Source organism: Halohasta sp. A2 (genome assembly GCF_056175805.1).
This window is the reverse complement of the sequence record NZ_JAQFWV010000205.1, coordinates 1-476: the sequence shown is the minus strand read 5'-3', so window position 1 is coordinate 476 and position 476 is coordinate 1. Positions and strand designations below refer to the sequence as shown.

The window sequence follows — 476 nt, the reverse complement described above, 5'->3', positions numbered from 1 at the left end:
TCAGTTGATCACATTGGGTTAGAGGAAGTGTCTGTTTGGACATGGTGTGAAAGAACTCCAAACAGACAACCAAATCGAAGAAGAGCATCTGCTTAATTTTGTCGTCAACACTCTTGACGAGGAACTCCCGATAGAACTCGCAGACGGTGTAAAGGTCTCATCAGAGGAGCTCTATAAGATCCTCGCTGGCGCCAGCGCCAGCGGGACCTCGGTCAATCACATCTGCGAGACGACCGAAGACTCTCCACACGCCAATACCGTCCGTGGACACCTTACCGATCAGTTTGACCTCGATACTGTCGAGCAAGTTGGAGACACGCTTCTCCAACGAGATACCATCGAGACGCTCCCTGATCGACCGGTGGAGGTCGTCGCCGACCTCCACCTCGATCCCTACTACGGCGATGAAGACGAGACAGAAGCTCTCTACTCCTCACTGGCCAAGCGTGGAACAACGACGTTTCACGCTTATGCGA

1 pseudogene is annotated in these 476 nt (G+C 52.9%); it reads left to right on the top strand.

The features are described from left to right. Positions 1-46: 46 nt before the first annotated feature. Positions 47-476, top strand: a pseudogene (locus O2S87_RS18795) (ISH3 family transposase); the annotation flags it as partial.